Origin of the sequence: Streptomyces sp. RKAG293 (assembly GCF_023701745.1) — a bacterium.
Classification (GTDB): Bacteria; Actinomycetota; Actinomycetes; order Streptomycetales; family Streptomycetaceae; genus Actinacidiphila.
The window spans coordinates 7,205,517-7,232,124 of sequence record NZ_JAJOZB010000001.1 but is presented as its reverse complement, the minus strand read 5'-3'; the positions used below and the strand labels follow the sequence as shown (position 1 = coordinate 7,232,124).

Here is a 26,608-nt window from a genome sequence, read left to right as displayed (position 1 = left end):
CCAATGATCATCTCCTACGCCGCCCTGTTCGTGGCCCTGGCCTTCGTCCTGCCAGGAGCGTTGTACACCTGGGGCTTCGAGCGGACGCTGAGCTCCTGGGGCGACGCCGCCACCGACCGGATCATCCGCTTCCTCGGCAGCTCGGCGGTCTTCCATGTCCTGGTGGCCCCGCTGAGCTGGTGTTTCTACCGCTACGAGATCTTCTCGGGGCGGCTGGCCCATGGGCAGGCGTCGCTGTGGCTGTGGCCGTCGGCCATGCTCTACCTGCTGCTTCCGACCGCGGCCGGCTGCGCCGTGGGGGTAGCCACCCGCCAGGGGGCGCGCTGGTCCCGGCTGATCACCGGGGACGCGCCGGCGCCGCGGGCCTGGGACCATGTGTTCTCCAGCGGGCGCAGCATCTGGCTGCGCATCAGGCTGAGCGACGCCACCGGGGACGACGGCGGGTGGATCTTCGGCCTCTACGCCCAGAAGTCGACCGAGCCGGGGCCTTTCACCTATGACTCCTTCGCATCTGGATCCGGTCAGGACCGTGATCTGTTTCTGACCGATATCGCCTGGCTTGACGGTACTTCTGGACAACCGCTCCGTAACCCCGACGGAATGCCTAGACTCCGGGGAGTCGGCATCCTCATCAACTGGGATCAGATCGTCTATACGGAGGTGATCTGGGGATGAGCACGGAGCACGAATCTTCCGAGGAGCCGCAGCAGCCCGCCGTCGATCCTGCCCCGGTGCCACGCCGTCGCAAGGACGGCAAGCGCGGGTACCGGGCACAGCAGGACCGGCGGGGTCTCCGTCCGCCGCCGCCGCTGACACCGCCGCCGCCCGTGCCGCCCGTGCCGCCCGGCGCACCCAACCCACCGCCACCGCCGCAGACCAACTGACGATCCCAGTTCCACAGCCGGTACGCCGCACCCGGACCGTCGGATGGAGCCGCCGATGACCACCACCCGGTACAGCCTGGACCGCGCCCGCGCACTGCTGCGCCAGGCCTCCTGGGGGCCCGGTGACGTCGAGGCGGCCGTCCTTGTCCACGACCTGCTGGAGGAGGCGGCGCCCGAGGCTGCGGCGCCCGAGGCCCGACAGCTCAGAAGCCGACTACTGCTCCAGCCTCCCGAACGCCTGGACGCGGTCGGCGGACCCCTGGCGACGTTCCGCAGGGCGTACTTCACCGATTCCTTCCTGGACGTTCCACCCGGCGCACTGAAGCTGATGCGTTCTCTCGCCTATCTCACCCTGATCCGGTACGGCCAGTTCGCCACCGGTGACCGGAGCTTCCTGGACACCGCCATCGGCCACGCCCGATGCTGCCGCGCGGTATGGGGGCAGGCCGCCGAATCCGATCGCAGGGCCTTCGGGGACACGATCGACCACGTCGCATTCGCCTTGGCCGCCGCCCTCAGCACCCGCTATGACCAGGACCGCGAACTCGAGGTCCTGCGGCAGGCCCAGCCGGGCCTGCCGGACGTGACCGAAGCCCTCTCCGTGCTGGACGAGGTGGTGACCCGCCACCGCAGCCGTCCGCTGCCACCGGATCCGGCCGTGCTCGCCCAGGCCGCCGCGATACGCGGACGACTGCTTCTCTACCGGTTCGAGGGCGGCTGGGAGGACCTGGACGGGGTCGAGATGGACCGGGCCGTCGACGACCTGACCGGGGCGAACGCCGCCGTCACCGCCCAGGACCCCGGATCCGACGCGACGCGGCTCGGCGGCAAGGCACTGCTGGCCGGCCTGCTCCTCTCCCGTCGGCGACCCGGGGACCCGAGGCGGGCCGAGCAGCTCCTGACCGAAGTGCTCGGAGCTCCGGGGGCCATCGACCCGGTCTTCTTCGCCGGAGTCCGGCTGAGCATGGCCACTGCGCAGATGCTCATCGCCGAACAGGAAGGGACCCCGGAGGCGCTGCGCAGGGCCCGGGAGGCCTACGCCAGGGCGGGTGCAGCGGGACTCAGGGCCCAACCGAAGGTCGCCTGGGACGCCGCCACTCAGCACGCCGGCTGGGCACGGTCGCGCGGAAGGGCGCTGGAGGCCGCTCGCGCCTACGCCGAGGCATTCCGCGTGATCCCCCTGCTCATCGCGGCCCAACTCACCAGGGAGGCCAAGGAACTGATGCTCTCCCTCGCGGCGGACGCTCTGTCGTACTGCGCGCGCGAGTTGATCCGCTCCCAGGACCCGGAGGACTGGACCGAAGCGGTGCTGGCCCTGGAAGGGGCACGGAGTGTCCTGCTCCGCGAGGCCATGGACTCCCCGGGCCCGCGCGCCGTCCTCGGACCGTCTGAAACGGCCGATGCCTCGGCGGCCCTGGACTACCTGGCCGAACTGCTCAGCGAAGCAGCCGAACTGCGGGCCGAGGAACTGTCCGGCATCGAGGCCTCGTCCGATCTGCGCCTGCGCATGGCACGCTGCCGGCAGGAGATCGAGCTGGCCGCGACCAGAACAGGGCAGCACGTCCCCGAGTGGACCGCGCCGAGCTGGCAGCAGGTGGTCAGCTCCGCTGCCGTTCCCCTGGTCTACCTGGTGGCAGCGCCTAGCGGCGGAGGCGCCCTGGTGGTGCGCGGAGGCGAAGGACCCGAGGCGGTCAGGCCCGTCCCCGTCGATCTGCCCGACCTGACCCGTGGAGCGGTACTGGAACTCCTGGCCGTGCTCCGGAAGGCCGAGGAGCTCGAAGACGATCAGGTGTCGCCGGAGTACGGCATGACATGGGACCAGCTGTCCCAGCGGGTCGTCCAGGAGCTCTGGGACCGGGGCATGCGCGCTGTCTCCGAGGCCCTGGGGCCATGCGACCGCGCCGTGCTGCTGCCCGGCGGACTGCTGGGTATGCTGCCCCTGCACGCGGCCGGGATGTGCTCCGGCGAGGACAGCTCCCGGTGGTGGTTCCTGCTGGAACGCACAGTACTGTCTTACGCCCCGCATGCCCGCGCACGGCAGGCCGCGGCAGCGGCCTGGTCTCCCCCGAAGAACATCCTGCTCGCCTACCCGGCTGCTCAGGGCGATCCGGGTGATCCGGATCAGCCGGTGGTGAACGCCGACGCGGAAATGGCGGCCGTCAAGGCGTGCTGCGCAGGACGGCTCGCCGTCACAACGCTGCTGCCGGAGCAGGTCTGCCGGAAGACGCTGCTGCACAGCGGCTTCCGGGGGCCGACGTGGTGCACTTCACGGGCCACGCCGGCGCCCTGCCCGATGATCCGCTGGAGAGCGCACTGAGCCTCGGCGAGGAGCAGCTCACGGTAAGGGACGTCCTGGCCGGGGGCAGCCTCAGGGCCCGGATGGCGGTTCTTTCGGCCTGTCAGACCTCCGTGATCGGCGACGCGCTTCCCGACGAGGCGGTCGGACTGCCCAGCGCGCTGCTCCAGGCCGGGCTGAGCGGCGTCGTCGCCACTCAGTGGGCCGCCTACGACTCCTTCACCCTTCCCTTGATCAGCGCCTTCTACGACGAATGGCTGCGCCGCGGCGCCCACCCGGCCGTCGCCCTGGCCCGCGCACAGCGGGCCTGCCTGCGCGGAGCCGGCGACCCGAGCCCGTTCGCCTGGGCCAACTTCAGCTACACCGGATTCTGACGCCGCGGGCGAGGTCACCCACCGAGCTTGTGGTCGTACTCCGCCGGGCTGAGCAGGACAAACTGGAACACGAGGCCCGCGACAGCCGGCTCCAGTAGCCGTGTCTGAGGACTGACGGGGCTGCGCCCTGGATGGAGGACACGGGTTTGTTTTGCTATGCGGCGGGTGTCAGGGTAGCTGAATTTCGCTGCTCGTCCCGGAATTCCGCTGATGCTCGGGGTTCCTCGCGGCAGTAACGGTGAGACCGGAGAGGATCTTCGGCAACATAACAGGTTAGGTGCAAAGGTCGTCGAAGTTGGGCGAAGCCAGGTGGAACAGCACGTCCACTGTTACGCTCCGGACCAGGCCCCTGACTATCAGTCAGCTTGATCGCCTGCGCTGGGGATTTTACATGAGTCCAGCTGAGATGCGGTCAAGGGTCGAAGAAATTCCGACTGAACTCGCGACGCTGAAAGCATTGCCAAGGCCGTCGTGCGAGATGGGCACGATGATGAGGGCGGCGCCAGACCGATCCGGCAACGAATCAACACGAATCCATGGAGGCAGTAATGGCTACGGCCGAAGAGTACGCCAGGGTCCTCGGCAAGGCGGAATTGGTCGGGCTCGGCAAACTCACCAAGAGCGAGCTTGAGCTGCTGCGACGCATCTACAAGGAGTCGGGGCCGCGCGGCAACCGCGCGCGGAAGGTCATCGACGGCTAGGAGGATGACCGGCGACGTGCGCGTGGAGGCGCTGCGGGCGGCGGAGGCTGCACGGTGTCAGGACTCTGCTCGCCACAGGTCCCCTTGAACGTCAACTCATATACGGAGAGCGATCGTTGACCGACGCCATCTGACCCCCCGCCACATTCGACAACCAGTATCGGCGACCCCGGTTCGACTTAGGGACCGCCGGCCATCTCGTGCGCAGCCTGGTGGCACACACTTCACGAGTACAGCGTTCGACGCGACGTCTCCACAGCAACGATTGCGTGACCTGGGGCGAGGAGAGAGCAATGGGATTGTTTTCGAGCGATGAGCAGATCAACCTGAGTCCTCCCGGACTCGTCCCGGTGAGTGCGTGGGTGAGCGAGCAACTACCCGATTCTGGCGAGTACTTGTTGGGCCTCCTCGGCTTCCTGTCACCGGAATCGTACGAGCTGGCCGCTGCGGAGATTCAACGCGTTCGGCACGCCAATGGGGCGATCACCGACCACGGAATGAAAGACATCAGGTTACGGGACTGGAAGAGCGGCCCGCTCACCCTCCTCGTCGGACTTCGAGTTAAGGAGTGGATCATCACCGGCGTCTGGGCGTCCTACGGCCTCGGAAGGAGGCAGCGCCGGGAGGTCACCACCATGGTCGAGAACCTCGTCCATGAGCAGGGCGTCCCCGCAGCCGCAACCTGGGCCGTCGCCAGTCGGCCCAACGGACCTGATGTGTCGTACCTCGCCGAGCAACTGTCCGCCGCGTACGACGAGGGAGCCAGTCACATTACGAACGGCGATGTCATCAAAGCATTCCGGAAGTGGCGCAGGTAGTCCCTCTTCTCGGCTGCCCGACCGGGGCGGCGACGATGTCAGGCTTCGGGGATCGACCGCCCGAAGTTCTCCGGGGTGATGCCCGTGGGCTCGGGCCCGCCGCGCACGCCGGTGTCGAGCGTGTCGAGGGCTGCGAACTATTCTGCGATGAGTTCGCCGAAGCCGTTGCTACGGTGCCTGACCTGCCCTAACTTCGCGAACCGCGATACTGCCTTCTACCGAACTTCGCAGAGGCGAGGTTGTCGGAGCCATCCGTCCCCACGGTGACCCTGGTCGGGGCACAGTGCGACAGACGCGCAAACGACGCTGCGCGAGGCGAGCACCTATTCGGCCCGGTTGAGGGTGGACTCCTCCGCCGCGTGTGCGATGCCAAGGACGCGGAGCATGTCCGCCGTGACCACACGGTAGGCGTTGCCGAGCTTCAACACCCGGCACGGGTAGGTTCCTCGCTTCGCGAGGGCGTAGCCGGCGGAGCGTCCGAGGGCGAAGGCGCGGTTGGCGGTGTCCAGGTCGATTGCCGCGGGGAGCCTCAGAAGCTCGTCCCGCGTGGCGGGACCTTGGGCCGTGGCCTGTGTACTCATGACGTGCTCCGCTTCGATCGGCCAGCTGCATGGGGAGGAATTTGTACCATGGAGTTGCAGTTACACATTTTTGCAGCATAAATTGTCCCCATGAAGCCTCTGGATTGGTCAGCGCAGCTCACCACCCGGGTCGCTGCAGCGATCCGCAGCGCCCGCAAGGCCGCGAAGCTCACCGTCGCGGAGCTGGCTGAGGGCTGTGCGGCTCTTGGTCTGCCCGTGGCGGGCACCACGATCACCAACTTGGAGAACGGCCGGCGACACTCGGTGGACCTGGCCGAATTTCTTGTCCTCGCAAGGGTGTTGGGCATCCCGCCGATCATCCTGCTGTACCCCCTCGGCACGGCGGGCACCGTGGAGGTGATGCCGGGCGAGGAGGTATCGACGTGGGATGCGGCAGCGTGGTTCACCGGCGAGGAGCCCATCGCCACGGCCGCTGCCCAGGGCACGCCACGCGACCTCCTCGACACCTTCCGGTCTCACAGCGATGCTGTCGTCGCCGCGCGCGTGTCGACGAATCTCGCGAAGGACAGGCGACAGAAGGCGAACGTCACGCTGGATCCCGCCCGGCGCGAGACCCTCCTGGAAACGGCCGCCGGCTACGAGCAGCTCGCGTTCGACGACTGTCGCGAGCTGCACCAGTTCCGTTCAACGATGCGCGAGCGCGGTCTCATGCCGCCGGACCTGCCTGCCGAGCTGGCCTTCATCGACGACGTTGACTCTGGGAGGGCCAAGTGAACCGCTGTCCGAGCCCCGCCCGTACGCGGGCGGTTGCACGGTCAAGGCCATGAGCTGGCCGCCGCACCTATGAACCGACGCTTCAACACGTCCACCTCTTCACGCGAGCTGCGCCCCCACCACAGCCGTGCCCCACCTGGCGCAGCTGCCGTGGCCGTACATCTCAGCACCAGGGAAGAGACGTGAAGGAACCCATACGCAAGATCACCCACAAGGACGGGCGCAGTCGCTATCGGCTTGTCGTGGACATCGGTCACGACGCCGAGGGAAAGCGGCAGCAGCTGACCCGGACCTTCGATACCAAGAAGGATGCCGTCACCGAACTCTCCCGCATCCGGCATCAGCGCGACGCCGGTACCTACGTCGCACCGAGCAAGATGACGCTCGGCGACCTTCTCGACATTTGGCTCAAATCCGCGACACGTGATGTCGAGGAAGGAACAGCCTCCAACTACGCCAACGCGATCCTTCCCGCGCGCGTCCACTTGGGGCACAAGGTGCTCCAGACGCTGACCGAGGAGGACATCGAGGGCTTCATCGACTGGATGGTCACCAGCGGACGGCGACGTGGTGGGAAGCCGGGCAGCGGTCTCGGGATCCGGGCCGTGCGTCTGACGCTGGGACGGCTGCGGGCGGCGCTGACCCTCGCCGTGCGGCGCGGGCTGGTCGTGCGAAATGTCGCCGAGCACGTCACCGTCTCACGGGAGGCGAGGCTCAAGGCGACCGCCCTCAAGGTGTCGTGTCCCCCGTGGAACGAAGTGGAGGTCAAGGCGTTCCTGGAGGCGATCAAGGACGATCGGCTGTTCGCCGCCATGATGCTGGCGCTGATCGCCGAGCGACCCGCGGAGGTGTGCGGAGCGCGTTGGGCCGAAGACGTGGATCTCGATGGCGCCGAGACCATTTCCGTCGGCAACACGCGGACCATCGTCTACGACCGGAGCCTGGCGAAGGGCGAGCGCAACAAGGTGGTGGAGAAGTCCACCAAGACGGAGGCGGGCAAGCGGACGCTTCCACTGCCGGCACCCGTCCTGAAAGCCCTCAAGGTGTTCCGTGATCTGCAGGCCAAGGAGAAGGCCGCGGCCGGCGCCACCTACGAGGACAGCGGCTACGTCCTCGTGGACGAGTTGGGGCGCCCGTGGAAGACGGACAAGCTGCGGCGTGAGGCGTACCGGTTGATGAAGCAGGCGGGCGTGCGCAAGGTCCGGCTGTACGACGCGCGGCACGCGTGTCTGTCGTGGATGGCGAACAACGGCGTGCCTGACACGGTGGTCTCGGCGTGGGCCGGGCACAGCGACCTGTCGTTCGCGAAGCGGTTCTACGTGCATCCCGATCCGCAGAGCCTCAAGGCAGGTTCGGAAAAGCTGGTCGAACTGCTGGGCTGATGCCGGCGGAAAACGGATGTGAGAAGTTGTGAGACGCACGCCCTTGAAAACGATCAAGGGCCCCGTCTCACCGAAGTGAAACAGGGCCCTGACCTGGGCTTGAAGCCCGCATGCACCGTCGGGACGACAGGATTTGAACCTGCGACCCCTTGACCCCCAGTCAAGTGCGCTACCAAGCTGCGCCACGTCCCGGTGCTCGGTCGTTCTGGGGTTGTTTCCCCGGGCTGACCGCGCATGAGAACAATACCGCACTTGGGGCGGTGTCTGCTCACGCCTTGGGGTCGGCGGGGCGATCTTGGTGGGGAGGGGGGTGGGGGGAAGTTTGAGTAGGTGTACTCATGTGGCGTGGGCCACAGTTGTTCAGGCTGGGGGCATGACGAATCCGATTCAGCAGCAGACGACGGCGGCGTACTTCGCGCAGGCGGCCATTTCGTTCGGGATCGCGCTGGGGAGCATGGGGCTGGGGGTGGCGTACCTGCCGGTCGGGGCTTGGGTGCGGGCGTTTCTGGGGGTGGGGCTGATGTATTTGGTGACCTCGGCGTTCACGCTGGCGAAGTGCGTGCGGGACCGGCAGGAGGTGGGGCAGGTGGTCAGCCGGGTGGATCAGGCGCGGCTGGACAAGCTGCTCGCGGAGCATGATCCGTTCCGGGTGGACGGGGTCTGAGGCCGGGCCGCCGCGGGCGGGCGGGCGTTTCCGGGGTGGGGGCCGGGGCAGACGCCCGTTCGACGAGGGAGGTCGGGCGTGGATGCTTCGATACGGCGGGCCCGGACTGCGGGCCGGGCCGCGGCAGGCGGTAGTGCGGTCGAGTGGGCGGCACGGTGGGGGATCGCCACGCGTGGCGTGATCTACGTACTGATCGGCGCGCTCGCGATCCAGGTCGCCTTGGGCGGCAACGGGAAGCAGGCGGACCGCGGCGGCGCCGTCGAGCAGATCGCCGGGCAGCCGTTCGGCAAGGTCATGGTGTGGGTGGTCGGGCTCGGGCTGGTGGGCATGGCGCTGTGGCGGCTGTCCGAGGCGCTCTTCGGGGCCGCCGGTCCTGACGGGCACAAGACGTCGAAGCGGCTCGCCTCGGGCGGGCGGTTCGTGTTCTACGGGCTGGCCGCGTATTCGGTGATCGCTTTCGCACTGGCGAAGAGCGCCTCCGAAGGCGCCAGCCAGGGCGGATCGAGCGACCAGCAGTCCAAGGACTGGACGGCGAAGGTGCTGGACCTCCCCCTGGGCCAGTGGCTCGTGGGCGCCGCCGGGGTGGCGCTCGCCGCGGCCGGTCTGTGGATCGTGGTCCGGGCCGGGCAGCGGAAGTTCCGTAAGCATCTGAAGCTGGGCGAGATGTCCCGGCGGACCCGTCAGGTCGTCGAGTTCCTGGGGGTCGCCGGCGGGGTCTGCCGCGGTGTCGTCTTCGCGACGGCCGGCGGGTTCGCCGTGGCGGCGGCCGTGAAGTACGACCCGGATCAGGCCAAGGGGCTCGACGACACCCTGCGCTCCTTCCGGGAGACGCCGGCCGGGCCCTGGCTCCTCGTCGCCATCGCGGTGGGGCTCGCCCTCTTCGGCGCGTTCTCGTTCGCCATGGCACGGTGGCGCAAGATCTGACATCTCCTCCAAGTCTCCGGTCCAAGTCTCCGGCCATCCTCTTGCGAGGCTCTGAGCTGCGGTGATCCATCTTCTGGCCAAGCGTTGCGATCCGGTGCGGGCTTCCGCACCGGGTCGCTTCCGCGTTGGCCGCCTGACCGCCGAGTACCTCTCGTGGCTGACGGCCCTCAGTCTCAAGAGGGGGGTTCCAACCGTTCTCGCGGGCGATCCGGTGGCGGTTCGCGGCGGCCAGGATGGGCAGGAAGAGCCCGGTACCCAGGGCGTCACCCAGGGAAGGACCTCTCCGCATGGCCACCAAGAAGCCCGTCGTCCTCGGACTCGCCGTCGGCGGCCTCGGCCTCCTCGTGGCGGCGGCGCTCACCATGCCGCAGGTTGTGGACTGGTACCAGGGGCGCCACCTGGCGGAGGCGGAGTACTCGTCGGGCAGCGAGGCGAAGAAGTCCCGGGACTCGGTTCCGCGCTGGCTGCCGGATGAGGCGACGGCCGTGAAGTACCGGATGTCGACCACGGGCGGCGACCGGCTGCTGAGGGCGACGCTCGCCGACGGGAAGTTGCCGGCCGGATGCAAGCAGGGCGCGGGCAGCGGGCGGGCGCACCTCCGGGCCGACTGGTTCCCGAAGGGGACGGACAAGGAGGGGACCGCGGCGTGCGGGGCCTACAACGTGGTGCTCAAGGGCACCGATCTGTATGCCTGGCAGGACCACGCCGATTGGGTGAAGGCGAAGCAGGCGGGATCCGACGCGCCGTAGGGAGCGGAGATTTCCTGTTTACGTCGGTATGTCCCGGGGCTATGTGGCCGCCGTCGATGCGGCTGAAGCACCCGAGGAGTTCCCGATGAGACGCGCACTGGCCGTGGCCGCCGCCCTGACGGCGGGCTGCTGATGCCCGGCACCATCACCTGCGCCAACACCTGCCCGGCCGTCCCACCGTGGATGCGGTGACGGGGGCGGGGCGGGGCGGGGGCCGGGGGCTGGGACGTCTGCTCAGGGTGTTTCCCGTGGGGCCGGGAGCGGCGTGCTTTCCGGTTCCGGCAGCGTCTTCGGGTCGGGCGCGCCTGGCGGAGCGGGTGCGCCCGACGGATCCGGGGCGGGCGGGCGTACGTCGTCGCCGGTCTGCGGGCCGGCCGGATCCGCGGGGCGGGCCCGCGTGCGGTTCGCGCGGCGGACGGCGTCGTCGGCACTGTTCTGGGCGCCGAGCGAGCCGAAGTAGAAGCCGGCGACGGTGGCGAGCACCGTCATCAGCGACGTGACGATCGTCTTGCGCAGGTCGCCGGAGTCGCCGCCCGAGGAGAGCATCGCGACCGCCAGGGCGAAGCTGACGAGGGCCAGGATCAGTACGGCGATGATGCTGCGGGTCAGGCCGCGCACACCGCGCGGTTCGCGCAGGTCCCGCAGCAGCTCACGGACGTCGCTGCTCGTGGCCGCCTGGCCGATCAGCTCGTCGGTGAGCTGCTGGCGCCAGGCGGTGGCCCGGCGGACGTCGATGATCAGGGGCAGCACCGCGATCACGGCGATGATGATGACGACCACCGCGATGAGAACGAAGGCCCATGGCCCCTTGAGGCCCGGGATCGGTTCGGCGGCCGCGAATTCCGCGCCCGCAAGTCCGTTCATCCGCATACCCGTTGCACTCATGCCCGCCCCGTACCCACCGTGATCGAACCCGTACCCCTGGTTCCCGGTGGGGGATGATCCCAGCGGCCGACATCAATCGTCAACCGCGCCACGGGAGTTGGCGCGCGGGTGCTGGCGTGCAGGGGGCTGGCGTGCAGGGGGCTGGTGCGTAGGGGTCTGGCGGGTAGGGGTCTGGTGTGGCCGGGGCTGGTGCGCGGCGAAGTACGCGGCCAGGTCGGCGGCGAGCGGCGGTACGGTGCGCGGGGTGCCGCCGTCACGGAGTGAAGCGGTGGCCTGGACTCCGGCGGCGACGCCATCCGGGCCGCGACGGGTGAGGTGTCGGTGGGTCCGCCGTCGCGCGCGAAGCGCAGGAACTCGTCGATGAGGAGTGGGTCGGCGCCGCCGTGGAAGGCGTTGTCCTGGAGATCGGGGACGGGGTGGACGGCGTCGGCCTCCGGGCGGTGTCCGGAGCGGCGCGCGTTCCAGACCTTGACCTCCGCTCCGGGCCCGTCGCCGAAGTTCTCGAGGCGGCCGGCATCGCCGATGACGGTGTAGTTGCGCCAGTAGTCGGGGGTGAAGTGGCACTGCTGATAGGCGGCGAGGACGCCGTTGTCGAGGCGCAGATTGACGAGGGAGACGTCTTCGACGTCGATCACGGGGTTGAGATTCCGCTGGGAGCGCGGCGGCCAGTTGTCGTCGTCGAGCCAGCCGGCCGCCTTGGGCTCGCCGGGGGCGCGGCGGTCGGCGTCCGGCGCGCCGTAGACCATGAGGTCGCCGAGCGCCTGGACCTGGCGGGTGTACCCGCCGGCGAGCCAGTGCAGGACGTCGAGGTCGTGTGCGGCTTTCTGCAGGAGCAGACCGGTGGTGCAGCGGCGTTCGGCGTGCCAGTCCTTGAAGTAGAAGTCGCCGCCGTGACCGACGAAGTGCCGTACCCAGACGGTCTTGACCTCGCCGATGTCCCCGCGGGTGATGAGGTCGCGCATGAGCCAGATGACGGGCATGTGGCGCATGTTGTGGCCGACGTAGAGGCGGGTGCCGGTCTCGTACGCCGTGCGCAGGATCGCGTCGCAGCGCTCGACGGTGATGTCCAGCGGCTTCTCGACGAGGACGGGCTTGCCGGCGCGCAGCGCCTCGCAGGTGAGGTCGGCGTGGGTGTGGTCGGGCGTGAGGACGAGGACCGCGTCGATGTCGGCGGAGCCGAGAATCGTACGGTGGTCGCCGGTCACGGCCGCGCCCGGGAAGCGGGCTGCCGCCTCGGCGCGGACGGCGGGGTCGAGGTCGGCGACGGCGGCCACGCGAGCTCCCGCGCCCGGCCGGTGCGCGGTTTCGGCGAGGCTGCCGCGCAGGCCCAGTCCGATGACGCCGATGCGGAGGTCGTCGTCCGGCCGGCGGGACCCAGGGGCGTTGGCGCGATGCGCGACCAGAGCCGGAGCGTTGCCGGGATGCGCGGCGGGGGCCGGAGCGTTGGCGCGATGCGCGGCGGGGGCTGGATCGCCCGGCGGTTGGGAGTTGGTCATGGGCGGTCCCTTCGGAAGAGCCCCGCGCGAGCCGGGCAGGAACGGGAACGACGAGAACGACAACGGCGAGAGCTGTGACGACGAGAACGGTGAAGACGAGAGGCGAGGGAACAGGAGGAGCGGGAACAGGAGGGACGGCCCACCCCCATCCGGCCGCGATTCGCAGTCGGCACATAGGGTTGGCCTCAACCTAGTAACCGCTTACCATCTCGGTCAACACCTCACCTCGGAGCTGATGTGACCTTGCCCCCCTTCCTCACGCTGCCCCCCACCGACCGCGTGCGTTCGCCCCGCACCGGCTGGACCCGCGCGCACTGGGAGGCGGTGGCGGACCGGATGCTCGACGGGCTGGTGCCTTACGCCTCCCCCGGCTTCGCGCAGTACCGGCTGCCCGGCCGCAACAGCTGGTCGGGGGTGGTGTCCGACGGACTGGAGGGCTACGCGCGCTCCTTCCTGCTGGCCGCTTTCCGGATCGCGGGGGCCGGCGGCGAGGTGGACGCGCGGCTCATCGAGCGGTACGCCGCCGGGCTCGCGGCCGGTACCGATCCGGACAGCGGTGAGGCCTGGCCCGCGCTGACCGACTGCTCGCAGCAGATGGTCGAGGCGGCGTCGGTGGCGATCGCGCTGCACGAGACGCGGCCGTGGATATGGGACCGGCTCGGCGAACGGGTCCAGGCGCGGGTCGTCGACTGGTTCTCCGGTTTCGTCGGGCACCGCACCCACGACAACAACTGGCGGCTCTTCCAGGTGGTGTCCGAGCAGTTCCTGGCCTCCGTCGGCGCACCGTTCAGCCAGTCCGACATCGACGGCGGGCTGGACCGCATCGAGGACTGGTACGTCGGAGACGGCTGGTACACCGACGGGGACGGCCGCAACTTCGACTACTACATCGGCTGGGCGATGCATCTGTACCCGCTGCTGTGGGCGCGGATCGCGGGGGAACCGGACGGGGAACGCGCCAAGGTCTACAAGGAGCGGCTGTCCCAGTTCCTGGCCACCTACCCGCACTTCTTCAGCGGCGACGGCGCCCCGGTCCACCAGGGGCGTTCGCTGACGTACCGATTCGCCTCCGTCGCCCCGGTGTGGATGGGGGCGCTCACCGATGCGACCCCGCTGGAGCCGGGAGTGACGCGGCGGCTCGCCTCCGGGGTGCTGCGGCACTTCGTGGAGCGCGGAGTGCCCGACGAACGCGGGCTGCTGTCGCTCGGCTGGCACGAGCCGTTCCTTCCCACCACGCAGGGGTACTCGGGCCCCGGGTCCCCGTACTGGGCGAGCAAGGGCTTCCTCGGACTGCTGCTGCCCGCCGATCACCCCGCGTGGACCGAGCGGGAGCTCGCGCTCCCGGTCGAGGAGGCCGACCAGTACACGGCACTCCCCGCGCCGGGCTGGCTGCTGCACGGCACGAAGCACGACGGGATCGTCCGGCTCGTCAACCACGGCAGCGACCACTACGGCTTCGAACCGTCCGGCGGCGCGGACGACCCGCACTACGCCCAGCTCGGCTACACCACGCACACCGCGCCGAACGCCGCCCCGCACGCCTGGCGGCACCGCGTCGACAGCCACCTCGCGCTGGTCTCCCCCGACGGCACGCCCTCCCACCGCGGACGGATCCACCCGCTGACGGCGACGGGCCGGACCGCGTCCTCCTGGCACACCGTCACCTTCCCGGCGGGCGACGGCGTCCCGGCCGACGGCGGGTCCAGAAGCGAAACCGAGCCCGGAACCGCGGAGTACCGGATCGAGACGGCGAGCGTTCTGCACGGACCGTGGGAGGTCCGCGTGCACCGCGTCGAAGCCCCGGCCGGGGTGACGGTCCGGGAGGGTGGTTACGCGGTCGCGGGGACGGAGCTGCCATGGGGCGAGAGCGGCCGGGGGTGGGCGTGCACCCGTACCGCGGACGGGCTGTCCAGCGCGCTGGTCGGACTGTACGGCTGGGACGAGGACGGTGAGGGGTCCGCCGCGGTGCACCGCGAGGTGGAGGCGAACGCGTTCGGTCCGCACTCGGCCGCCCCGTGCCTGAGCTCCGGGCCGCACCCCGGCGGGAGCAGCGTCCATGTCACCCTCGTCGCGCTGTCGGGCGACTCGGTCCATCCGCGGGCGCTGCGCGAGGCGGTCACCGTGACGGTCCTCGAGGGTGACGGCGGCACCGGCGTACGGGTCTCGTTCCCCGACGGAACCGTGCTCACGGTCTGACCCGCCGTCCACCGCACCGCACTGCACCCCGCCCACCCCACCTCACCCCAAGCCACCCCACGCCGTCCGGCTCGGCCGCCCGGCCCGCCGATTTCACCATCGGGTTCCGCTGCCGCCGACCGAGGGGGCAGGCTGGTCCTGTGCCCTCGATCGGTGGGCGGCGCGGGGGTCCATGCCCCGGGTCGTGCGGTCGTGCATGTCCGTTGTCATTGATGTCGATGATGTCGAAGTCCGGTGTCGTCCAGGTGAGGAGCAACTCCCATGCACGAGGCGCTGCGTCCCGCGGCTGTCCCCTACTACGAGGACCCCTCCCCCGGCAGCGGCGCGTTGCCGCCGCGCGCCTGGTGGAGTACGTCGGACGCGCGGTACGTGAGCCTGAACGGGGCGTGGCGGTTCCGGCTGTCGGAGACCGCCGACGCGCACGGTGACGACTTCGCCCGGCCGGAGTTCGACGCCACCCGCTGGGATCTGCTGCCGGTGCCGGCGCACTGGCCGCTGCAGGGACACGGCTCGCCCGCGTACACGAACGTGGTGTACCCGTTCCCCGTCGATCCGCCGCGCGTTCCGACCGAGAACCCGACGGGCGACCACCGGCGCTCCTTCGACCTGCCGGACGACTGGCCGGGCGGGGCGGCGCTGCTGCGCTTCGACGGTGTGGAGTCGTGCGCGCGGGTGTGGCTCAACGGTACGGAGCTGGGCACGTTCAAGGGCAGCCGGCTGCCGGTGGAGTTCGAGGTCGGGGAGCTGTTGCGGCCGCGGGGGAACGTACTGGCGGTGCGCGTCCACCAGTGGTCGTCCGGCAGTTATCTGGAGGACCAGGACATGTGGTGGCTCCCGGGGATCTTCCGGGAGGTGACGCTGATCGAGCGGCCGGAGGGTTCGGTCACGGACTTCTTCGTGCACGCCGACTACGACCACACCACCGGCACCGGAACGCTGCGCGTCGACTGCGAGCCCGGTGGCAGCGTCAGCGTCCCCGAGCTGGGCCTGGACCTGGCGACCGGGGAGAGCGCGACCGTGCCCGTCGAGCCGTGGTCCGCCGAGATCCCGCGCCTGTACGACGCGGAACTGGCCACGGAGGGCGAGCGGATCCCGCTCAGGATCGGCTTCCGGACGGTGACCGTCGGGGACGGCGTGTTCCAGGTCAACGGCCGCCGGATCCTCCTGCGGGGCGTCAACCGGCACGAGTTCCACCCCGATCACGGCCGGGTGCTGGATCTGGAGACGATGCGGCAGGACCTGGTGCTGATGAAACGGCACAACATCAACGCCGTCCGCACCAGCCACTACCCGCCGCATCCGGCCTTTCTCGACCTCTGCGACGAGTTGGGGATGTGGATCGTCGACGAGTGCGATCTGGAGACCCACGGCTTCGAGGTGATCGGCTGGCGCGGCAATCCGGTCGCCGACGAGCGCTGGACCCCGGCCTTGCTGGACCGGGCCGCGCGCATGGTCGAGCGCGACAAGAACCATCCGTCCGTCGTGATGTGGTCGCTCGGCAACGAATGCGGGACCGGGCGGGGGCTGTCGGCGATGGCGTCGTGGATCCGCGACCGCGATCCGGACCGTCCGATCCACTACGAGGGCGATCCGTCCTGCGCGGACACCGATGTGTACTCGCGGATGTACGCCGACCACGCCGAGGTCGCCCTCATCGGACGTCGCACCGAACTCCCTCTCCCCGATGCCGAGTTGGATGCGAAGCGTCGCTCCCTGCCGTTCGTTCTGTGCGAGTACGCGCACGCCATGGGCAACGGCCCCGGCGGGCTGAGCGAGTACCAGCGGCTCTTCGAGACGCACGAGCGCTGCCAGGGCGGGTTCGTCTGGGAGTGGATCGACCACGGGCTGCGGCAGCGCACCCGCGCCGGGGTGGAGTTCTTCGCCTACGGCGGCGACTTCGGCGAGGATCTGCACGACGGGAACTTCGTCTGCGACGGGCTGGTGTTCCCCGACCGCACTCCGTCGCCCGGTCTGATCGAGTACAAGAAGGTCATCGAGCCGGTCGGGATCGACGGGGACGGCGCGGCCGGCATCGTCCGGATCACCAACGGGTACGACTTCGCGGATCTGTCGTCGCTGTCGTTCCGCTGGACGTACGAGGTGGAGGGCGAGGCCGTCGACTCCGGTGATCTGGAGGTCCCGGCGCTGGCGCCCGGCGCGGCCGTCGAGCTGAAGCTGCCCCGGGCGCCGGGCGGCGGATCCGGCACCCCGGCAGGTGACGGTGAGGCCTGGTGGACGGTGCGGGCGGCGCTCGCCGACGACACGGGCTGGGCACCCGCCGGGCACGGGGTGGCCTGGGGCCAGTTCGCGGCAGCGGCGCCCGCGACCCCCGTGGCCCCTGCAGCCCCTGCAGCCCCTGCAGCCCCGACCGAAGCCGCACGCACCAAGGCACCGCGCCGTGCCGAGGGCGGTGTCGTGCTGCTCGGGCCCGGCACGTTCGACGCCGCCACCGGCGCGCTCAGGTACCTGGACCACTTCCAGATCGCCGGAGCGCCGCGGCTCGACGTGTGGCGTGCGCCGACCGACAACGACGCGGGTTCCGGCCGGCATCCGGACCTGCAGTTGGACCGGCGGTGGCGGGAGGCCGGTCTGCACCGGATGCGGCACCGGCTCGACGGGGTCACGGTCGGCGCCGACGCACTGACCGTCACCACCCGGGTCGCACCGGCGGCCGGGGACCTCGGCCTGCGCACCGTCTTCACCTGGACGGCGACCGACGACCGGCTGCGGCTCACGGTGGACGTCACCCCGGAGGGCGACTGGACCGTCCCGCTGCCGCGGATCGGGCTGCGCCTGGGCGTCTGCGGCAGCCTCGGCGGCGTCGAATGGTTCGGCGGCGGTCCCGGCGAGGCGTATCCCGACACGCGGGCCGCGTCCCGGATCGGGCGGTACACGAGCACGGTCGACGCGCTGCAGACGCCATACGTCAGGCCGCAGGAGAACGGCGCGCGGGCCGATGTCCGCTGGGCGCGGCTGCGCCGCGAGGACGGGCAGGGGCTGCTGATCACCGGCGACCCGGAGTTCTGGTTCTCCGCGCGGCGCTGGCCCGGGGAGCAGCTCGACACGGCGGAGCACACCTACGACCTCACGCCGTCCGAGACGATCTGGCTCAATCTGGACCATGGGCAGCAGGGCATCGGCAGCGGGTCCTGCGGGCCGGGGGCCCTACCGCAGCACTGGCTCACCGCTGCCCCGGTGACCTTCTCCTTCACGTTCGGCGCTCTGGAGACCACATGATCCGTCCCTACCGCCCCGCGGACCTGCCCGCGCTCTACGACATCTGCGTACGCACCGGCCAGGAGGGCGAGGACGCGCGGCCGTACTACCCCGACCGCGATCTGCTGGGGACGATCTTCGCGGCCCCGTACGCGCGGCTGGAGCCGGAGCTGACCTTCGTGGTGGACGACGGGCAGGGCACCGCGGTCGGCTACATCCTGGGGACGGCCGACACCGCCGCCTTCGTGAAACGGTTCCGCGGCGAATGGCTGCCGGAAGTCGCGGGCCGCTACCCGGAACTCACCGGCCCGGTGCCGGCCACCCCGCACGAAACGATGGTCGACCTGCTGCACCGGCCGGAGCGGATGCTCGTGCCCGAGCTGGCGCCGTATCCGGCGCATCTGCACATCGATCTGCTCCCCGAGCACCAGGGTGCGGGCCACGGGCGGGCGCTGATGGAGACGTTCCTCGGAGCGCTGGCGGCCGCGGGCGTCGGGTCGGTGCATCTGGGGATGGCCACGGCGAACGTCCGGGCCCGGTACTTCTACGACCGCATGGGCTTCCATGAGATCGCGGTACCGGACCCGGGGCCGCTCACCTACCTGGGGCGTGCCACTTCGTAGTCCTCGGCACCACCATCAGCACCGTCAGTACCGCCCGTTCCGTCAGCACCCTTGGTCTCAGTGTCCGAGGCCTTGGATGCTTCGGGTGCGGCATCCGGAGCCGCGTACTGCGGCCAGCCGCCCGCCGGCGGTACCGCGATCGAGCGCCACCACCAGTCGTCGGGGAGATCGGCCGAGGGCTCGAACGGCGCGCCGGGACGCGGGGTGGCGATCTTCGCGCCCCGCTCCCTGGCCGCCGCGAGCGTGCCCTCGGCGGGGTCGGCCCACGGGTGCGGGGCGAGGTTGAACGTGCCCCAGTGGATCGGCAGCATCGCTCCGTGGGGCGTGCCGCCGGACAGGTCCACGTGCGCCTGCATGCCTTCCGCGGGCGTCATGTGGATGTCGGGCCAGAACTCGCTGTAGGCGCCGATCTGGATCATCGTCGCGTCGAACGGGCCGTGCTGCTCGCCGATCTCGGCGAAGCCGGGGAAGTACCCCGTGTCGCCGCTGTGATAGATCCGGTGGTCACCGCTCGCCACCACCCAGGACGCCCACAGGGTCTGCTGGCGGCCGCGCAGGCCACGGCCGCAGAAGTGCCGGGCCGGGGTCGCGGTCAGCGTCAGACCGTCCACCTCGGTCGACTCGTTCCAGTCCAGTTCGTGCAGCCGCTTGGGGTCGATGCCCCAGTGCTCCAGGTGGGCGCCGACGCCGAGCGGCACGGCGAAGACCGTGTCCGTGCCGACCAGCGCCTGGATCGTGGGCATGTCGAGGTGGTCGTAGTGGTCGTGCGAGATGACCACCACGTCCACCGTGCCGAGCGACTTCAACGGGACCGGCACCGGGTGCACGCGCTTCGGACCGGCGAACGCGAACGGCGAGCAGCGGTCGCCCCACACCGGGTCGAAGAGCACCCGGCGGCCGTCGATCTCGGCCAGCACCGTCGAGTGGCCCATCCACGTCAGCCGCAGCCCCGACGCCGGCGGCGCCGCCAGGTCGGCGAGCGTCGTCGGATGGACCGGCACGGGGGCGGCGGGCCTGCGCAGCGCCCGCGCCTCCTTGCGCATGTTGCCGGGCAGCGCCTTGAGCAGGCCCCCGCTGGGCGTGGAGCGGGCACCCACCGGGTTCTGGAAGACGCCGTCGGCGTAGTTGGGTGACGCGAGAATCCGCTCCAGTCGCGCGCCGACCGGATCGGCGCCGAAAGCAGCAGGTCGCAGTGCGGTGAGGCGGGAACCGGTCACGGCACCTCCAGCAGGGGGGCGGTCAGTCGATGTCACCCTGCCAATTCTGCCTTGTCAGGCGTCCGTCCCGAAGCGGCGGCTCCCGCCGACCGACCACACATCGGTGATCAGGCCGTCGGAAACGGCCAGAATGTCGATACCGCTCACCGAGATCACACCCGCGCCGTCCGGGTCGGGACGGGTGGCGCTCCAGCGGCAGCAGACCTGGCCGGCCGGCCCGCCCTCGGCCGTGGCGGCGAGGTCCACGAGCGCTGCGCCATGCATGCGGTAGACCAGTCCCGGCTTGGCTTCCCGGTGGGCGGCGACGAACGGGACCAGGCCGCCGGGACCGCGCAGGGCGTCGGTGTCCGTTTGCGGAATGGCGTTGCCGAAGTGGATACGGAAGCCGGGGGTGAGGATGCGCTCGGCGACGGGGAAGTCGCCGTTCCACAGGTCCGTCCAGTCCTCGAACAGTCCGATGCCGAGCCGGCGGAAATCGGTGCCGGTGGTGTCGGTGGTTCCATTGGTCGCAGTGGTTCCGGTGGTGCTGGTGTTCAGGTCGACGGTCATGTCCGTGCCTTCCTTCTCGGTGTGATCACCATCTTCGAAGGGGCCGGCGACACCGTCCTGTCGGTGTTTACAACGTGCCGTCGGACTTTCCGGGACCGGTGCCGACCAGGTCCGCGAAGCCTTCGAGACCGATCAGCTCCCAGCCCAGACCGTCCAGCTCCGCGCGGTCGATCCGGCGCGGCGGCGCCGTCTCGTCCAGCGCCCGCACCTCCTGGATCCGGTCCATCCGGAACCCGCGCACCGCCTCGCGCAGCCGGCACCAGGCGATCAGGTACCACTGCTCGCCGCCGAGGAACCCGAGCGGCTCCACCAGCCGCTCGCTGGCCACGCCCTCCCGGTCCTCGTACGAGAGCCGCAGCACGCGGCGGCTGGCCAGCGCGTCCTGCAGGACGCGCGGAACGGTGGCGCGCCGTTCGTCGCGGGCCAGTACGTGCACGCGGTCGGCGAACTCGCCGGTCGCGGCGCGCTCCCGGGCGGGCATAACGGCCAGCACCTTCTGCAGCGCGCTGCGCGCGGCTCCTGCGAAGGGCGTGCCGTCCAGCGCGTGCAGACCCACCGCGAGGGCGGTCGCCTCCGCGGGGGTGATGGTCAGCGGCGGGAGCGTCTGCTCCTTGTCCAGGACGTATCCGCCGGTGCGGCCCGGTTCCGCGTAGATCGCCACGCCGGACTGCTGCAGCGCGCTCAGGTCACGTTCGATGGTGCGGCTGCTCACCTCGAAGCGCTCCGCGAGCCACCGGGCGCTGCGCGGGCGGGGCGCAACCGCGCGCAACTCCTCGACCAGGGCGTACAGCCGGTCGGTCCGGTTCACAGCGTGCCGCCCCGTCTCGGAGGTGTCATTCCACCACCGGACTGTAGGTCAGCCCGACATGGTCCTGCACCGGCAGGTAGCCCAGCCGCCGGTAGAGCGCGTTGCTGGTGGCGTTGGCCAGGTCGGTGAAGAGCAGCACCTCGTCCACTCCCGCGTCGCGAGCCGCCCCGCTGACCGCGGCGGTCACTCCGGCCGCGTAGCCGCGGCCCCGGTGCCCCGGCGGGGTGTAGACGGCGACGACGCGGACCATCCCCGCGAGCGGACGGGTGATTCCGGCCATCGACACGGGAGCGCCGTCGACCTCCCACACCGTGACGCCGCCATGGCTGAGGCGGTCGTCGACGAACGTGGCGGCGTTCAGGCCCTGTTCCTCGATCTCGGCGGCGAAGGCCTCGTACCACTCCACCAACAGCTCCCGGTCGCCCGTACCCGCGGTTCTGGCGCGGCCGGCCGGGGCGGGCTCCGGCGGCGCCAGCTCTCCGAGCCGGAACAGCCGCAGGTTCTTGTCGAGTTCGGCCGCCGCTCCGGTACGGGACCGCCAGGCATCGGCGAAGGCCGCGGCCGTGTCCCGTTCCCCCCGGATGCCGGTCAGCGCGCGCCCCATCCCGTCCCACACGCCCGCCAGCTCCGCGAGGGCGTCCGGCGGCCCCTGGGTCAGGAGCGGCGGCAGCGGCGGGGTCTGCAGGAAGGCTGCCGCGACGGTCCCGCCGGCGTCCTGCCACCACCCGAACAGCGGCGGGGTCTCCCCGTACGCGTCGAGGCCGCGGTGCCGCAGCCCTTCGGCGACGGTGATCAGTACGGTGTTCTCCACCGCGCGCGCCCGCAGGAAGCCGCTCGCGGCCGTCAGGAACGCGTCGAGATCGTGTGCCGTGTGCCAGCTCATGCCGCATCCTGCCCCGCGCGCCACCGCCCCCGCACCACGTTTTCGTTGCGCCGCGCGGTGGCAGATCTTCCGCCGCACGTGTCAAAGGTGCAGGTCAAAGGCGTTCACTCCGGCCGATTGGTGGCGCAACACAACGGCAACACCACTTCGACCCGACCCTCGGTATGGTCCCTGGGAACGCGGCGCACCGACACCGACACCGCCGCCGCCGCGGCCGTCGGACCGCAGACCGCGGACCCCCACAGTCCACAGACCGCAGATCCCGGAACCAAGACCTCAGACCGGAGAGCCCGATGCCCGCCGAGCGCACCCGTGAGCACACCGCACCGGTGGCCGCCGCGCGCCGTCGCCGGTTGCGGGCGGACCAGGCCCGGCAACTCGCCGACCTGCTGCGGCGGCAGGTGCTCCTGCAGGGGTTCCCGGCCGGGCTGCTGCCGCACGAGGACGCGCTCGGCACCGACTACGGCGTCTCCCGCAACACCGTCCGCCAGGCGCTCGACCTGCTGCGCGCCGAACAGCTGGTGGCGCGGGTGCCGGGCGTCGGCACCGTCGTGGTCGGCGCCAAGTACCCGCACGGTCTGGACCGGCTGATGGGCCTCGCGGAGACGCTGCACGAGCACGGGCGGGTCACCAACGAGGTCCGCACGATGGCGCCGGTCCCGGCGCCCGCGCCCGTCGCCGAACGGCTGCGCCTGGAGGGTCAGGACCCGGACGTGCTGTACATCGAACGGCTGCGGCGGCTCGACGGACTGCCGCTCTCCCTGGACCTGACCTACGTCCCGATGGACGTCGGCATCGAGCTGCTCAACGCCGACCTCGAGAACACCGACATCTTCCGGCTGCTCGAGGAGATCACCGGACAGCCGCTGGGCACCGCCGAGATCACCCTGGAGGCCGTCAACGCCGACGCGCACTCCGCCGCCGTGCTCCAGTCCCCGCGCGGCGCCGCCGTGCTGATGCTGGAACGGCTCACCCATCTGTCCGACGGCCGCCCGGTGGACCTGGAGTTCATCCGGTTCCGCGGCGACCGCATCACCATGCGCGGCCTGCTGCACCGCTCCGTCTGACCGCCCGCGCCCTTTCATCCTTTTCATCCTTCGTCCATCTTCCTGTTCTTCAGGTCCTCCGAGGAGACAGCCATGCCTGTCGTACCCCAGCGCGCCGACGTACCGGTGACGATCGACGAGTCCAGGTGCATAGACGGCTGCACGCTCTGCGTCGACATGTGCCCGCTCGATTCGCTCGCCATCAACCCGGACACCAACAAGGCCTTCATGCACGTGGACGAGTGCTGGTACTGCGGCCCCTGCGCCGCCCGCTGCCCCACGGACGCGGTCACCGTCAACATGCCGTACCTGCTGCGATGAGGGGTCTCACGATGAGAGGTCCCGCGACCAAGGGCTACGCGACGCGCGGACGGGTCCGTACGTATCTGACCGCGGTGGCCGTCACCGGCCTGCTGCTGCCGCTGGCCGGCTGCGGCGGGGACGCGGGCGCGGACGGTGGCAGGACCGTCACCGTCTCCGTCGGCTACCAGTCCAAGACGATCAACACGGTGACCGCCGGGACGCTGCTGCGTTCGCTCGGGTACTTCGAGCGCGCGCTGGGTGAGCTGGGCAAGCGCGACGGCGTGACGTACAAGGTCGACTGGCAGGACTACGCGACCGGTGCGCCGATCACCGCGCAGATGATGGCGGGGAAGGTCGACATCGGCTCGATGGGCGACTATCCGCTGCTGATCAACGCGGCGCGCGGCAAACAGATGAAGGCGCCGACCAAGCTGGTCTCCGTCACCGGGTACAACCTGCGCGGCGGCCTCAACATGGTGGTCACCAAGCCGGACTCGACACTGTCCTCGCTGGCGGACCTGCGCGGGAAGAAGGTCTCGACGAGCGTGGGGTCCGCCGCCGACGGCACGCTCGTACGGGCTCTGCAGAAGGCCGGCATCGACGCGGACAAGGACCTGCACAAGCTCAACCAGCAGCCCGCGGTGGGCGCGTCCGCCCTGCAGTCCGGCGGCGCCGACGCACTGTCGCAGTTCGTCGCCTGGCCGGGCCTGCTGGTCTTCCAGGGCAAGGCGAAGCCGCTGTACGACGGTGCCGCGCTCAACGTGCCGACCCTGCACGGCGTTACGGTCCGCGCGGCCTTCGCCGGCCAACGGCCCGCCGTCGTCGACGCGTTCCTCACCGCGCAGCTCCAGGCCACGCAATACCTGCACGAACACCCGCTGACGGCCGCGCAGCAGGTGGCGAAGGCGACCGGGCTGCCGCCCGAGGTCGTGTACCTCTACAACGGCGCCGGCGGTATCGCCACCTTCGACCCGACGCTGAAGCCGCAGCTGCTGAACGCGCTCAAGCAGGACGTGCCGGTGCTCGCCTCCGCCAAGCTCGTCGACTCCGTCGACGTGGACGGCTTCACCGACGACCGGTATCTGCGGCGGGTCTACGGCGCCGGATACGCCAAGTCCCTGGCGTCCACGGCCAATCCGGCGCCGGTCAGCGGCACCGACCCGGTGTGCGGGGGTCAGGCGACCGATCCGGCGACGGCGAGCGAGAGCTGGCTGTCGGGCGAGGACCGCACGACGGCGTTCACCACGCCGAGCTGCCTGCTGCGGTACGTCAAGCAGCACCCGGGGAAGGTGCGGGCGGGTTACGTTCCGGACGCGCTGACCGGCACCCGCTGGTTCGCCGACTCGTCGGTGTGGGCCGAGGACCCGGCCGCCGCTCCGAACGCCCGCTTCCAGCCGTTCACCACGCCTGCCGACGCCCATGACTGGATCGCCGGCCACCCCGGCACCCGGCTCGTCAGCTATGACGCCGCGCTGCGGGAGTCGCCATGACGACGGCGACGGCATCCGGGACGATGGCCGCGACGAAGCCGGCCGGGTCGGGACGAACCCGGGTCGGGCGGCTGCCGTGGGGGCGCTACTGCGTGCGCGTGGCCTCGCTGGTCGCGTTCCTCGGACTGTGGCAGCTGCTGACCGCCCGGCGCGTCCATCTGTGGGTGCACTTCGAGCAGTTGCCGACGGTCGTCCAGGTCGGGCGGGAGTTCGGCACCCGCCTGACGGGCGGACCGTACTGGCAGGACCTCGGCGACAGCCTGGTGCGGATCGTCACCGGTTTCGCCCTCGCCGCCGTGCTCGGTGTGACCGTCGGTACCGCGATCGCACGGTCACGGGTCGCCCGCGACGTCCTCGGCCCGGTGTTGGAGGTGCTGCGGCCGATCCCGGCGATCGCGCTGGTGCCCGTCGCGATCCTGCTGTTCCCGACCAATGAGCAAGGCATCGTCTTCATCACCTTCGCCGCCGCGTTCTTCCCGATCCTGGTCAGCACCCGGCACGCGGTGCGGGCGCTGACCCCGGTGTGGGAGGAGGCCGTGCTCACCATGGGCGGCGGCCGGTGGCGGGTGCTCGCTCAGGTGGTGCTCCCTGGCGCGCTGCCGGGCATTCTCGGCGGGCTGTCGGTGGGGATCGGGGTGTCGTGGATCTGTGTGATCTCCGCCGAGATGATCTCCGGTGAGTACGGGGTCGGCTACCGCACCTGGCAGGACTACACGGTCGTGGATTACCCGGGCGTACTGGTCGGCATGGCCACCATCGGCGTCCTGGGGTGGATCACCTCCGCCGCCGTGGAACTGCTCGGGCGACGGGTGACGCGCTGGCTTCCGCGGACCGAATCCGGCGACCACGACCGGACGGGCTGCCGGACCGGATACCGGGCTCCGGGCGCCCTGCGGCGGACGGCCGTGGCCGAGTCATCCGTTGCCGAACGTGAGAGCAGGAAGGTGCACCAGTGACCAACACCCGTGTCAGTGCGACTTCGCCGGACTCCCTGCCCAGTCCGGCGCCGCCCGGTGTCCGGCTGACGCTCGACGACGCCACGATCGGCCGCTCCGGCAGGCCCGTCCTGGCCGGGCTCGGGCTGGATGTCGCGCCGGGCGAACTGCTCACGGTCGTCGGCCCGTCCGGTTGCGGCAAGTCCACGCTGCTGCGCACGCTCGCGGGCCTGCTGCCCGTGCTGGCCGGGCGGGTGACGCAGGACGGCGTGCCGGTCGGCCGGCCCGGCGCCGACCGGGCGCTGGTCTTCCAGGAGGACGGCCTGCTGCCCTGGCGGACCGTTCGCCGGAACGTGGAACTGCCGCTCGCCATACGGCGGGTGGGGCGCGCGGAACGCCGTACCCGGGCGGCCGGCTGGCTCGGGCGCGTCGGGCTCACCGGCCGTGAGCAGGAGCTGCCGCACCGGCTCTCCGGCGGGCAGCGGCAGCGCGTCCAGCTGGCCCGCGCGCTGGCGGGTGAGCCGCGGGCGCTGCTGATGGACGAGCCGTTCGGCGCGCTGGACGCGCAGACCCGGGCCGGGATGCAGCAGTTGCTCGTCGAGGTGCTGCGGTCGTCGCATGCCACCGTCGTCTTCGTCACGCACGACGTGGACGAGGCGGTGTTCCTCGGCGACCGGATCGCCCTGCTCGGAACGGACGCCGACCGTCCGGTGCGGCTCCTGGACGTCCCGCACCCGCGCGAGCGCGCCGCCCACGGCGAGCCGGGGACCGTCGCGCTGCGGCGTCAGGTGCTGCAGTCCCTCGGCACGTGAACTCCGCCCGCAACGCCCCCGTACAGCACCCGCCCCGTACC

24 protein-coding genes, 1 tRNA gene and 1 pseudogene are annotated in these 26,608 nt (G+C 70.7%); 18 read left to right on the top strand and 8 right to left on the bottom strand.

Annotation, left to right across the window (positions count from 1 at the left end; genetic code table 11):
* Window positions 1-3 precede the first annotated feature (3 nt).
* From LNW72_RS32050 to LNW72_RS32030, 5 genes are all read left to right on the top strand, one after another.
* The gene (locus tag LNW72_RS32050; RefSeq protein WP_250978556.1) at window positions 4-675 is read left to right on the top strand and encodes a DUF6338 family protein; all 672 of its coding nucleotides are present in this window, start codon (window positions 4-6) and stop codon (window positions 673-675) included.
* A gap of 264 nt (window positions 676-939) precedes the next feature.
* Window positions 940-3,201, top strand: a complete 2,262-nt coding sequence (locus tag LNW72_RS32045; RefSeq protein WP_250978555.1) for a hypothetical protein — start codon at window positions 940-942, stop codon at window positions 3,199-3,201.
* Window positions 3,141-3,554, top strand: a complete 414-nt coding sequence (locus LNW72_RS32040) for a CHAT domain-containing protein (protein WP_250978554.1) — start codon at window positions 3,141-3,143, stop codon at window positions 3,552-3,554. The genes LNW72_RS32045 and LNW72_RS32040 overlap by 61 nt, the downstream gene beginning before the upstream one ends.
* Window positions 3,555-4,102: 548 nt before the next feature.
* A complete protein-coding gene (locus LNW72_RS32035; protein WP_250978553.1) occupies window positions 4,103-4,255 on the top strand; it encodes a hypothetical protein in 153 nt (50 codons plus the stop codon).
* A gap of 293 nt (window positions 4,256-4,548) precedes the next feature.
* Window positions 4,549-5,073: a hypothetical protein gene (locus LNW72_RS32030; protein WP_250978552.1), complete on the top strand. Its 525-nt coding sequence runs from the start codon at window positions 4,549-4,551 to the stop codon at window positions 5,071-5,073.
* Window positions 5,074-5,396: 323 nt separating this feature from the next.
* Here the strand turns inward: LNW72_RS32030 and LNW72_RS32025 are convergent, their stop codons facing one another.
* Window positions 5,397-5,654, bottom strand: a complete 258-nt coding sequence (locus LNW72_RS32025; protein WP_250978551.1) for an integrase — start codon at window positions 5,652-5,654, stop codon at window positions 5,397-5,399.
* A 90-nt stretch (window positions 5,655-5,744) separates the two neighbouring features.
* Between LNW72_RS32025 and LNW72_RS32020 the strand changes: the two genes are divergently transcribed.
* Window positions 5,745-6,389, top strand: coding sequence for a helix-turn-helix transcriptional regulator (locus LNW72_RS32020; protein WP_250978550.1), 645 nt, complete (start codon window positions 5,745-5,747; stop codon window positions 6,387-6,389).
* A 182-nt stretch (window positions 6,390-6,571) separates the two neighbouring features.
* On the top strand, window positions 6,572-7,771 hold the full coding sequence (locus LNW72_RS32015; RefSeq protein ID WP_250978549.1) for a site-specific integrase: 1,200 nt from the start codon (window positions 6,572-6,574) through the stop codon (window positions 7,769-7,771).
* A 118-nt stretch (window positions 7,772-7,889) separates the two neighbouring features.
* On the opposite strand, the gene LNW72_RS32010 is transcribed toward LNW72_RS32015, so the two are convergent.
* Window positions 7,890-7,963 (bottom strand) — tRNA-Pro (locus tag LNW72_RS32010).
* 181 nt (window positions 7,964-8,144) lie between these two features.
* Between LNW72_RS32010 and LNW72_RS32005 the strand changes: the two genes are divergently transcribed.
* The 3 genes from LNW72_RS32005 (at window position 8,145) to LNW72_RS31995 (ending at window position 10,108) form a co-directional block, all read left to right on the top strand.
* Window positions 8,145-8,435, top strand: a complete 291-nt coding sequence (locus LNW72_RS32005) for a YiaA/YiaB family inner membrane protein (protein ID WP_138358286.1) — start codon at window positions 8,145-8,147, stop codon at window positions 8,433-8,435.
* A gap of 78 nt (window positions 8,436-8,513) precedes the next feature.
* The gene (locus LNW72_RS32000; protein ID WP_250978548.1) at window positions 8,514-9,359 is read left to right on the top strand and encodes a DUF1206 domain-containing protein; all 846 of its coding nucleotides are present in this window, start codon (window positions 8,514-8,516) and stop codon (window positions 9,357-9,359) included.
* A 287-nt stretch (window positions 9,360-9,646) separates the two neighbouring features.
* Window positions 9,647-10,108 (top strand): hypothetical protein, encoded by a 462-nt coding sequence (locus LNW72_RS31995; protein ID WP_250978547.1) that lies wholly within the window; start codon window positions 9,647-9,649, stop codon window positions 10,106-10,108.
* 234 nt (window positions 10,109-10,342) lie between these two features.
* Here LNW72_RS31995 and LNW72_RS41315 read toward each other — a convergent pair whose 3' ends face one another.
* Together LNW72_RS41315 and LNW72_RS31985 are read right to left on the bottom strand one after the other, a co-directional pair.
* The gene (locus LNW72_RS41315; RefSeq protein WP_285369842.1) at window positions 10,343-10,993 is read right to left on the bottom strand and encodes a hypothetical protein; all 651 of its coding nucleotides are present in this window, start codon (window positions 10,991-10,993) and stop codon (window positions 10,343-10,345) included.
* Between the two features lie 72 nt (window positions 10,994-11,065).
* A pseudogene (locus LNW72_RS31985) lies at window positions 11,066-12,396 on the bottom strand (Gfo/Idh/MocA family protein).
* 330 nt (window positions 12,397-12,726) lie between these two features.
* On the opposite strand from LNW72_RS31985, the gene LNW72_RS31980 reads away from it, so the two are divergent.
* The 3 genes from LNW72_RS31980 to LNW72_RS31970 all read left to right on the top strand — a co-directional run bounded on the left by LNW72_RS31980 (window position 12,727) and on the right by LNW72_RS31970 (window position 18,524).
* Window positions 12,727-14,685 carry a DUF2264 domain-containing protein gene (locus LNW72_RS31980; RefSeq protein WP_250978546.1) on the top strand — a complete coding sequence of 653 codons (1,959 nt, stop codon included), beginning with the start codon at window positions 12,727-12,729 and terminating at the stop codon, window positions 14,683-14,685.
* 261 nt (window positions 14,686-14,946) lie between these two features.
* Window positions 14,947-17,922 (top strand): glycoside hydrolase family 2 TIM barrel-domain containing protein, encoded by a 2,976-nt coding sequence (locus LNW72_RS31975; RefSeq protein ID WP_250978545.1) that lies wholly within the window; start codon window positions 14,947-14,949, stop codon window positions 17,920-17,922.
* Window positions 17,919-18,524, top strand: coding sequence for a GNAT family N-acetyltransferase (locus tag LNW72_RS31970; RefSeq protein ID WP_250978544.1), 606 nt, complete (start codon window positions 17,919-17,921; stop codon window positions 18,522-18,524). The genes LNW72_RS31975 and LNW72_RS31970 overlap by 4 nt, the downstream gene beginning before the upstream one ends.
* Here LNW72_RS31970 and LNW72_RS31965 read toward each other — a convergent pair.
* The 4 genes from LNW72_RS31965 to LNW72_RS31950 form a co-directional block, all read right to left on the bottom strand.
* Entirely contained in the window at window positions 18,500-19,741 is a 1,242-nt protein-coding gene (locus LNW72_RS31965) for an MBL fold metallo-hydrolase (RefSeq protein ID WP_250978543.1), read from the bottom strand. The genes LNW72_RS31970 and LNW72_RS31965 overlap by 25 nt on opposite strands.
* 54 nt (window positions 19,742-19,795) lie before the next feature.
* Window positions 19,796-20,290 (bottom strand): nuclear transport factor 2 family protein, encoded by a 495-nt coding sequence (locus LNW72_RS31960; protein WP_250978542.1) that lies wholly within the window; start codon window positions 20,288-20,290, stop codon window positions 19,796-19,798.
* A 67-nt stretch (window positions 20,291-20,357) separates the two neighbouring features.
* Window positions 20,358-21,098, bottom strand: coding sequence for a YafY family protein (locus LNW72_RS31955; RefSeq protein ID WP_250978541.1), 741 nt, complete (start codon window positions 21,096-21,098; stop codon window positions 20,358-20,360).
* A 25-nt stretch (window positions 21,099-21,123) separates the two neighbouring features.
* Entirely contained in the window at window positions 21,124-21,981 is an 858-nt protein-coding gene (locus tag LNW72_RS31950; RefSeq protein WP_250978540.1) for a GNAT family N-acetyltransferase, read from the bottom strand.
* A 293-nt stretch (window positions 21,982-22,274) separates the two neighbouring features.
* On the opposite strand from LNW72_RS31950, the gene LNW72_RS31945 reads away from it, so the two are divergent.
* The 5 genes from LNW72_RS31945 to LNW72_RS31925 all read left to right on the top strand — a co-directional run bounded on the left by LNW72_RS31945 (window position 22,275) and on the right by LNW72_RS31925 (window position 26,567).
* Entirely contained in the window at window positions 22,275-23,048 is a 774-nt protein-coding gene (locus LNW72_RS31945) for a GntR family transcriptional regulator (protein WP_250978539.1), read from the top strand.
* A gap of 72 nt (window positions 23,049-23,120) precedes the next feature.
* Complete coding sequence (locus tag LNW72_RS31940; protein ID WP_250978538.1) at window positions 23,121-23,348, top strand: ferredoxin family protein; 228 nt, start codon at window positions 23,121-23,123, stop codon at window positions 23,346-23,348.
* Between the two features lie 11 nt (window positions 23,349-23,359).
* Window positions 23,360-24,820, top strand: coding sequence for an ABC transporter substrate-binding protein (locus LNW72_RS31935; protein WP_250978537.1), 1,461 nt, complete (start codon window positions 23,360-23,362; stop codon window positions 24,818-24,820).
* A 23-nt stretch (window positions 24,821-24,843) separates the two neighbouring features.
* Window positions 24,844-25,776 (top strand): ABC transporter permease, encoded by a 933-nt coding sequence (locus LNW72_RS31930; RefSeq protein WP_250980401.1) that lies wholly within the window; start codon window positions 24,844-24,846, stop codon window positions 25,774-25,776.
* Entirely contained in the window at window positions 25,773-26,567 is a 795-nt protein-coding gene (locus LNW72_RS31925; RefSeq protein ID WP_250978536.1) for an ABC transporter ATP-binding protein, read from the top strand. The genes LNW72_RS31930 and LNW72_RS31925 overlap by 4 nt, the downstream gene beginning before the upstream one ends.
* Window positions 26,568-26,608 lie beyond the last annotated feature (41 nt).